The 9,250-nt window shown below is 74.5% G+C and carries 2 protein-coding genes; both read left to right on the top strand.

Features of this window, described 5'->3' with window-relative positions; genetic code table 11:
- The first annotated feature begins 414 nt into the window (after positions 1–414).
- Positions 415–2,556, top strand: coding sequence for a DUF6351 family protein (locus AB0M30_RS11845; RefSeq protein ID WP_364582954.1), 2,142 nt, complete (start codon positions 415–417; stop codon positions 2,554–2,556).
- 19 nt (positions 2,557–2,575) lie between these two features.
- Entirely contained in the window at positions 2,576–8,953 is a 6,378-nt protein-coding gene (locus AB0M30_RS11840; RefSeq protein WP_364582952.1) for a type I polyketide synthase, read from the top strand.
- Positions 8,954–9,250 lie beyond the last annotated feature (297 nt).

Genomic DNA, 9,250 nt, shown 5'->3' with positions numbered 1-9,250 from the left:
GGCGCGGCCTGGCCGGTCGCGTCCCGCGCCTCCGCCTGCGTGCGGCGCTCGATCCCCGGACACTTCGGTTCCGGGAATGAATTCGTGTAGTTCCTGTCTCGGACGCGTTCAGCACGGGGTGTGGCCCGGGATCGGGTGGTCCGGTGATGTCCCTGGCGCGGATGCGGGTTCCGAGGCGTGGGCCGCGGTCCGGCGCGGCCTGGCCGGTCGCGTCCCGCGCCTCCGTCTGCGTGCGGCCCTCGACCCCTGCACACTTCCGGTTCCGGGAATGAAGTCGCGCAATTCCCGTCTCGAACGCCTTCAGCACCCGGTGCGGCCCGGCAATCGGCCGTTGTTCCGGGCGGGCCGCAGGTGCTATACCGGCAGCAGCCCGGTGTCGCACCGACGCGATGCCACGAACGACCGGAGTGTCTGGTGGCCAACCGTGCTGTGCGCTCGTCCACCCTGGTCGCGGCCCTGACCGCGCCCGTGCTCCTGCTGGGGACCGCGACCGCGGTGGCCGCTCCCGGTTTTCCGCCCGGGCGGCAGCTGACGATCGAGACCGTGTCGAACCCGCGGCCCGCGCTCGTCAGCGGGGGACAGGTCCTGGTCAGGGTCGTTCCGGCGGAGAAGCGGGTCACCGTCAGCGCCAACGGACACGACGTCACCTCGAGTTTCCACGGCCAGCCGGACGGCAGCCTGCTCGGCCTGGTCACCGGCCTGCGCGACGGCGCCAACGACCTGAGCGCCCGGACGAGCCCGGGTCAGTGGGCGCACCTGCGCGTCATCAACCACCCGATCACCGGGCCCGTCTTCTCCGGCGCGCAGCAGCTCCCGTTCTACTGCGAGACCACGGCGTTCGGCCTGCCCGCCGCGTCGCAGCCGTTCTGCGGCGCGCCGACCCAGGTGAGCTACCAGTACCGGACGACCGCCGGGGCGTTCGCGCCGCTGGCGGACCCGGCGGCCCGGCCGGCGGACCTCGCGACGGCGACGGTCGGCGGGCACGCGGTGCCGTACGTGGTCCGCGTCGAACACGGCACGATCGACCGTGCCGTCTACGAGATGGCGGCCCTCTACGACGGCGAGCCGTCGCCCGTCGCGCCGGAAGGCGGCTGGAACGGGAAGCTGGTCTACACCTTCGGCGGCGGCTGCAACGCGGGCTACCACCAGGGCAGCTCGACCGGCGGGGTCGTCAACGACCTGTTCCTGGCCCGGGGCTACGCGGTCGCGTCGTCGACCCTGAACGTGCTCGACAACAACTGCAGCCCGATCATCTCGGCCGAGGCGGCGATGATGGTCAAGGAACACTTCGTCGAGACCTACGGCCCGGTCGCGCACACCATCGGCTGGGGTGGCTCGGGCGGCGCGATCCAGCAGTACGACATCGCGGAGAACTACCCCGGCATCGTCGACGGCATCATCCCCGGCGTCTCGTTCCCGGACCCGCTGAGCACCGGCGGCCCGGTGTCGGACTGCCGCTTGCTGGAGCGGTACTTCGCCGGGCCGGGCGCGTCGTTCACCGCGGCGCAGAGGCAGGCCGTCGCGGGCTTCGGCAGCTACGACACCTGCGTCTCCTGGGACAAGACCTTCGCCAGCCGCGCCACCGCGACCGGCAGCTGCAACGCGGCCATCCCGGTCGCGGCGCGGTGGGATCCGGTCACCAACCCGCGCGGGGTGAAGTGCAACTCCAACGAGCAGCTGGTCAACCAGCTCGGGCGGGACCCGAAGACCGGGTTCGTGCGCAGCCCGCTGGACACCACGGGCGTGCAGTACGGCCTGAGCGCGCTGAAAGCCGGCACGATCACCGCGGCGCAGTTCGTCGATCTCAACGCCGCCATCGGCGGCCTCGACTACACCGGAACGCCCGTGCCGCAACGGATCGCGGCCGACCCGAAGGCCCTGGACGCGGTGTACGCCGACGACCTCGTGAACTCCGCGTCGCAAGGCCTGCGGGAAACGCCGATCATCGACCAGCGGACCGATCTCGACTTCGCCGGGTTCGGCAACGACATCCACACCACCGAGTGGTCTTACGTCATGCGGCAACGGCTTCTGCGGGCCAACGGCACCGCGGGCAACCAGGTCATCATCGAAAACCACCCCACCGCGGCCGAAGCCGGGGCGGCCAGTGCCTACGAGCTCGACGCGATGGACCGCTGGCTGACCGCGATCGACGCCGACCGTTCGCACCGCGGCCGTCAGCAGAAGGTGCTGGCGAACCGGCCGGGCGATCTCGGCGACGGGTGCTACCTCTCGGCTGCGTCGCGGATCACCGAGAAGCTGACGTACCCCGCGAGCGGCCAGTGCGGCGCGCAGTACCCGGTGGCGGCCAACACCCGGATGGTCGCGGGGGAGGGCCTGGCCCTCGACGTGCTGAAGTGCCGGCTCAAGCCGCTGGACTTCCGCGACTACCCGGTCGCCTTCACCGCCGCGGACCGGCAGCGGCTGCGGGCGGCGTTCCCCGGCGGGGTGTGCGACTACCGCCGCCCGGGCGTCGGGCAGCGTCCCCCGATCGGGACCTGGCTGAGCTACGGCGACGAACGGACCGGCACCACCTCGCCGACGCCGCCGCGGTGATTGCGGTATACCCGGAGCAGTGGATGAAATCCGGGCCGAGTTCCTCAGGCCGCTGCTGACGTCGTTGTCCGCGCACCCCGCCGACCGCCCGGCTTTCTCCGACGGGCGGCGGACGCTGACCTACGGTGAACTGGCCGGCGCCAGTGCCGATCTCGCCGCGGCGCTCGGCGTGTCCCGGGGCGATCGCGTGCTGGTCCACGTCGGCAACCGCGTCGAGTTCGTCGTGTCGCTGCTGGCGGTGCTGCGGGCGGCGGCCGTCGGGGTGCCGGTGAGCGTGCGATCGACCGAGGCCGAGCTCGCCCACTTCGCCGACGACTCGGGGGCGACGCTCCTGATCACCGAGGCCCGGCACGCCGAGGTGGCCCAGCGGCTGCGGCCGGACCTGCGGGTTCTCTACGTCGAGGAGCCGCCGGCGGCGGCGGGATCGCCGCGGGACGACCTCGGGCCGGACGAACCCGCTTGGCTGCTCTACACCTCCGGCACCACCGGACGGCCGAAAGGCGTTCTCCTTTCGCAGCGCGCGGTGCTGTGGTCGACCGCCGCCGCGTACGTCCCCGTGTTCGGGATCGAGGCCGGGGACACCGTGGTGTGGCCGCTGCCGCTCCACCACGCCTACGCCCTGTCGCTCGCCTTCACCACCACGATCGCGCTCGGCGCCCACACCCGGCTCGCCGACGGCTGCTCGCCGGAGTTGCTCGCCCAGTACCCGGGGTGCGTGCTCGCCGGGGTGCCGGCCACCTACCTCCGGCTCCGCCAGGAGGCCGACGGCCCGGTCGTCCCGCCGCGGCTGTGCCTGACCGGCGGTGCGCCGTGCACGCCGGCGACCCGCGCCGCGGTCCGGGAGCTGTTCGGCCTGCCCCTCGTCGACGGCTACGGGAGCACCGAGACGGGCGGGAAGGTCGCGGTGGAGCGCCCCGGCGAACCGGGACTGGTCCCAGTGCCCGGCATGGAGGTCCGGATCGACGCGGGGGAGGTGCTCGTCCGCGGCCCGGGCCTGATGCTGGGCTACCACGGGCAGCCGGAGTCGCCGTTGCGGGACGGCTGGTACCGCACCGGCGACGCCGGCCGGTTCGAAGGCGGCCGGCTGGTGCTCGACGGCCGGGTCGACGACGTCATCGTGTGCGGGGGCCAGAACGTCCACCCCACCGAGATCGAGGCCGTGCTGGAGGAGTCCCCTTCGGTGCGGGAGGTCCTCGTCACCGGCCGGCCCGACGACGTCGTCGGGCAGGTGCCGGTGGCGTTCGTGGTCGCCGGGCCGGACGGCTTCGACGCCGAGGAGCTGCGCCGCCTCTGCCTCAGCCGGCTCTCGCTGCACAAGGTTCCCGTGGCCTACCTCGAAATCGACGCGATCCCGCGGACGGCGTCGGGCAAACCGAAGCGCCACGCGATGGCGAGTGCGCCGGAGCAGCCGGACCTCGCCGCGGTGGTGCGGGCCGAGCTGACGGCCCTCTGCGGGCACGACGGCGGCGACGGGTGGCGGGACCGGCCCTTCACCGACCTCGGCTTGTCTTCACTGGCCGGCGTGCAGTTCCGGCACCGGATCACCGCGCTGACCGGGGTGCCCGTCCCGCACTCGCTGATCTACGACTTCCCCACGCCGGGCGCGGTGATCGCCGAGCTGACGCGCCTGGGCTCGGCGAGCCCGGCGGAGCCGCCGCGCGCGAGCCCGGCACCGTCCGCGGAACCGATCGCCGTCGTGGCGATGGCGTGCCGGTTCCCCGGCGGGGTGCGCTCGCCGGAGGACCTGTGGCGGCTCGTGGCGGACCGGGTGGACGCGACGGGCGAGTTCCCCGCCGACCGCGGCTGGGACGTGGCGGGGCTGTACGACCCGGATCCGGACCGGCTCGGCCACTCGGTGACCCGCCGCGGCGGGTTCCTGGACGGGTTCGCGGACTTCGACGCCGGGATGTTCGGCATCTCGCCGCGGGAGGCCCTGGCCACCGACCCGCAGCAGCGGCTGCTGCTGGAAACGTCCTGGGAGGCGTTCGAGCGGGCCGGCATCGACGTCGCGACGCTGCGCGGCAGTGCCACCGGCGTGTTCGTCGGCGTCATGAACGAGGACTACGCGAGCCGGTTCACCACCTCCCACGAACTCGAGGCGTGGCTGGGCATCGGCTCCTCGCACGCGGTGGCCTCGGGCCGGCTCTCCTACACCTTCGGGCTCACCGGGCCCACCCTCACCGTCGACACGGCTTGCTCGTCGTCGCTGGTCGCGCTGCACCTCGCCGTGAAGGCGCTGCGCGCGGGGGAGTGTTCGCTCGCGGTCGCCGGCGGGTCCACGGTGATGGCCACCCCGCGGACCTTCCTGGCCTTCAGCCGGCAGCGCGGCCTCTCCCCGGACGGCCGCTGCCGGTCCTACGCGGCCGGCGCGGACGGCACGGCGTGGTCGGAGGGCGCCGGGGTGATCCTGCTGGAACGGCTGTCCGACGCCCAGCGGCACGGGCACCCGGTGCTGGCCGTGCTGAGCGGCACCGCGGTCAACTCCGACGGCGCGTCGAACGGCCTGACCGCGCCCAGCGGACGCGCCCAGCAGGCGCTGATCGCGGCGGCGCTCGCGGACGCGGGGCTGACCGCGGCGGACGTCGACGCCGTCGAAGGGCACGGGACGGGAACGCCGCTGGGCGACCCGATCGAGGCGGACGCGCTGATGGCGGCGTACGGGCGTGGCCCGCGCCGGGAGCCGCTCTGGCTGGGCTCGGTGAAGTCGAACATCGGCCACACCCAGGCCGCCGCCGGGATCGCGGGGGTGATCAAGGTGGTGACGGCGTTGCAGCACGAGCAGCTGCCGGCGTCGCTGCACGCGGACGAGCCGAGTCCGCACGTCGACTGGGCGTCCGGCGAGGTGCGGCTGCTCGCGGAAGCCCGGCCGTGGCCGCACACGGATCGGGTCCGCCGGGCCGGGGTGTCGGCCTTCGGGATCGGCGGCACCAACGCGCACGTGATCGTCGAGGAGGCACCGCCGTCGCAGCCGCCGGGCCGCCGGCCGTTCCCCGAGGCGCCCTGGCTGCTCAGTGCCGCGGACGGCGACGCGCTCCGGCTCGTCGCGGCCGGGCTGGCCGAGGCTCCCGACACCGTCGACGTCGCTCATACCCTGGCCCGGCGGACACCGCTCGCGCACCGCGTGCTGGTGCCCGCGGCGAACCGGGAGGCCCTGCGCGCCGTCGCCGACGGGCGCGTGCGCGGCCGGACCGTCCGAAGTGGAACGCGGCTGGCCGTGCTGTTCGGCGGGCAGGGCGCACAGCGGGCCGGGATGGGCCGGGAGCTCGCCGAGCGGTTCCCGGTGTTCGCCGACGCCTTCGAGGAGGCGTGCGAAGCCTTGGGCGGCGGCGTGCGCGAAGTCGCCTTCGCCGGCGGGAAAGCGCTGGACCGCACCGACCACGCGCAAGCCGCGCTGTTCGCCTTCGGCGTCGCGCAGTACCGGTTGTTCGAGTCGTGGGGCCTGCGTCCGGACGTCCTGTTGGGACATTCGATCGGCGAGATCACCGCCGCGCACGTCGCCGGAGTGCTGTCGTTGGCGGACGCGGCGACGCTCGTGGCGGCACGCGGGCGGCTCATGGCCGCGTTGCCCGGCGGCGGGGTGATGATCGCCGTCGAGGCCACCGATGCGGACGCGGCTCCGCTCGTGGGTGACACCGTGGCCGTCGCCGCGGTCAACGGGCCGCGTTCGGTGGTGCTCTCCGGGGAGACGGCCGCGACGACGGCGCTCGCCGCCCGCTTCGGCGGCGGCACGCTCTTGCGCGTCAGCCACGCCTTCCATTCTCCGTTGCTCGACCCGATGCTCGACGAGTTCCACGAGGTCGCCGCCGGGCTGAAGCACCACCGTCCCACCGTTCCGCTCGTCTCGTGCGTGACCGGCGAACTGGTCGACGAGATCGAGCCCGGCCACTGGCGGCGGCACGCCCGCTCGACCGTGCGCTTCGCCGACGCGCTGGCCACGGCGGCGGCACCCGGACCGGTCGCCGGCCTCGAAATCGGCCCGGCGCCGGTGCTCACCCGGTTGACCGCCGACGTCCTGCCGACCGCGCCGGCCACGATGTCGGGCCCCGGGGTGCTGGCCGCGGCGGGCGCGGTGCACACGGCCGGTGCCCGGGTCGCCTGGCCCGCGGTGTTCGCCGGCTCGGGCGCGCGGATCACGCCGTTGCCCACGTACCCGTTCAAGCGCACCCGGTACTGGCTGGACCAGCCGTCCCCGGAGCCGGCCGGCGACGACCACGCCGTGCTCGGTCCGCCGCTGGAAGCGCCCGACTCACCGCGGGTGGTGCACGGCGGCTCGCTCGGCGTCCGCCGCCACCGGTGGCTCGCCGACCACGTCGTCGGCGGGTCCGTGCTGGTCCCCGGGACGCTGTTCGCCGAGCTGGCCCTGCACGCCGGCGGAGCGGCTATCGAGGAACTGGCGATCGAGGCCCCGCTGCGCCTGGACACCGAGGACGTCCACGTCCAGGTCGTCGTGGACGAACCGAGGATCGACGTCTACGCCCGGGCCCGCGACGAGAAGCACTGGCGCAAGCACGCCGGGGGGAAGCTGCGCCCGCGTGGCCCGCTCCCGCCCGCTTGGCAGGGTGAGTGGCCGCCGGCCGGGGCCGGGGAAGCCGACGTCACCGAGGCCTACCGCGCGCACGCCTACGGGCCCGCTTTTCAAGCCGTGCACCGGTTGTGGCTGCGCGATGAGGAGTTCTTCGCCGAGGTGGAGCTGCCGCCGGATGTCGGGGGCCGGTTCGCCGTGCACCCGGTCCTGCTGGACGCGGCCGTGCACGCGACCGCGCTGGCCGAGGGGCCGGCGGCCGGGCAGCGGGTGCCGTTCCTCTGGAGCGGCGTCGAGGTCTACGCGCCCGGGGCGCGGCGGGCCCGGGTGCACGGCGTCCGCCTCGGCGTCGGCGCGGTCCGCGTCACGCTGTACGACGAGGCCGGGAATCCGACGGCCGGCATCGAAACGCTGACGACCCGGCCGATGGCGGCGCCCGACACGATGCTCTACCGTCCACAGTGGATTTCGATGCCGCCGGTGGCGGCGGTGGCGTCTTCGGAACCGGTGCGGACCGTCGAAATCGCTTCGGGTGACGCGCGCGCGGCGGCCGGCCACGCGCTTTCCGTGCTCCACGACTGGCAAGGCAGCGGCGACCGGCTGCTTCTGGTCACCCGCAACGCGACCGGCCCCGATCCCGACCCGGCCGCCGCGGCGGCGTGGGGACTGGGCTGCGCGGCGGCGGCGGAGTACCCGGGCCGGATCGGCCTGGTCGACCTCGAGCCGGGGTTCCCGGTGACGCGGGTCGCGGACCTCGCCGGCGGCAGCGCGGAACCGCAGATCGCCGTCCGCGACGGCGTGCCGCACGTCCTGCGGATCACCCGCGCCGCCCCGGCGCCGGCGCAGCCGATCGACCCCGGCGGGACGGTGCTGATCACCGGCGGGACGGGCGCGCTCGGCGCCGTGCTGGCCCGGCACCTCGTCACCGCACACGGCGTCCGGCACCTGCTGCTGGTGAGCCGGAGCGGACCGGCGGCACCCGGCGCCGGGGAGTTGCTGGCCTCCCTGCGGGAACTCGGGGCGGACGCGCGGATCGTCGCGGCCGACATCGCGGACCGCGCCACCGTGGTGGACCTGGTCGGCAGCTGCGACCCGCCGTTGACGGCGGTCGTGCACAGCGCGGCCGTGGTCGACGACGGCGTGCTGGCGGCCCAGACGCCGGACCGCCTGGACGTGGTGCTGCGCCCCAAGGCGGACGCGGCGCTGGTCCTCGACGAGGTGACCCGGCACCTGCCGCTGACGGCCTTCATCCTGTTCTCCTCGATCGCCGGCGTGTTCGGCAAGGCGGGGCAGGCGAACTACGCGGCCGCGAACCGGCTGCTGGACGCCGTGGCGTGCCGCCGCCACGCGGCCGGGCTGCCCGCGTTGTCCCTGACGTGGGGGCTGTGGGAGCTCGGCACCGGGCTCGGCGACCGCATCTCGGCCACCGCCCGCCGGCGGATCCACGCGTCCGGCGTCGAGGGGCTGACCGTCGAGCAGGGCCTGGCCCTGTTCGACGCGGCGCTCGGCTCGGCCGAACCGGTGCTGGTACCGGTCCGCTTCGACCCGTCGGCGTCGATGGCGCCGCCGACCGGCGCTTCGGCCGCGCGCTCGGCTCCGGTGCGTCAGGCCTGGCCGGAGAACCCGGCCGAGCCGGAGTTGCGTGAGCTGCTGCGCGCGGAGGTCGCCGCGGTCCTGGGGCACCCGGACCCCGCCGTGATCGGCGATGACCGGCCGTTCCCGGAGCTGGGGTTCGATTCGCTGACGGTGATCGAGCTGCGCACCCGGCTCTCCGGGTTGTCGGGTATCGAGCTGCCCGCGACTGTCGTTTTCGACCGGCCGACCGTGGCCGAGTTGGCCGGGTACCTGCTGGAGTGCCGGGGTTTAACCGGGTGATGGCCGGCTCGGCCGCGCGCTCGGCTCCGGTGCGTCGGACCTGGCCGGTGAACCCGGTCGAGCCGGAGTCGCGCGGGTTGCTGCGCGCGGGGTGATCGAGCTGCGCACCCGGTTCTCCGGGTTGTCGGGTATCGAGCTGCCCGCGACTGTCGTTTTCGACCGGCCGACCGTGGCCGAGTTGGCCGGGTACCTGCTGGAGTGCCGGGGTTTAACCGGGTGATGGCCGGCTCGGCCGCGCGCTCGGCTCCGGTGCGTCGGACCTGGTCGGAGAACCCGGCCGAGCCGAGTCGCGCGAGT

Source organism: Amycolatopsis sp. NPDC051716, assembly GCF_040681595.1.
In the GTDB taxonomy this organism is placed as follows: domain Bacteria; phylum Actinomycetota; class Actinomycetes; order Mycobacteriales; family Pseudonocardiaceae; genus Amycolatopsis.
This window is presented reverse-complemented; position numbering and strand designations above follow the sequence as displayed.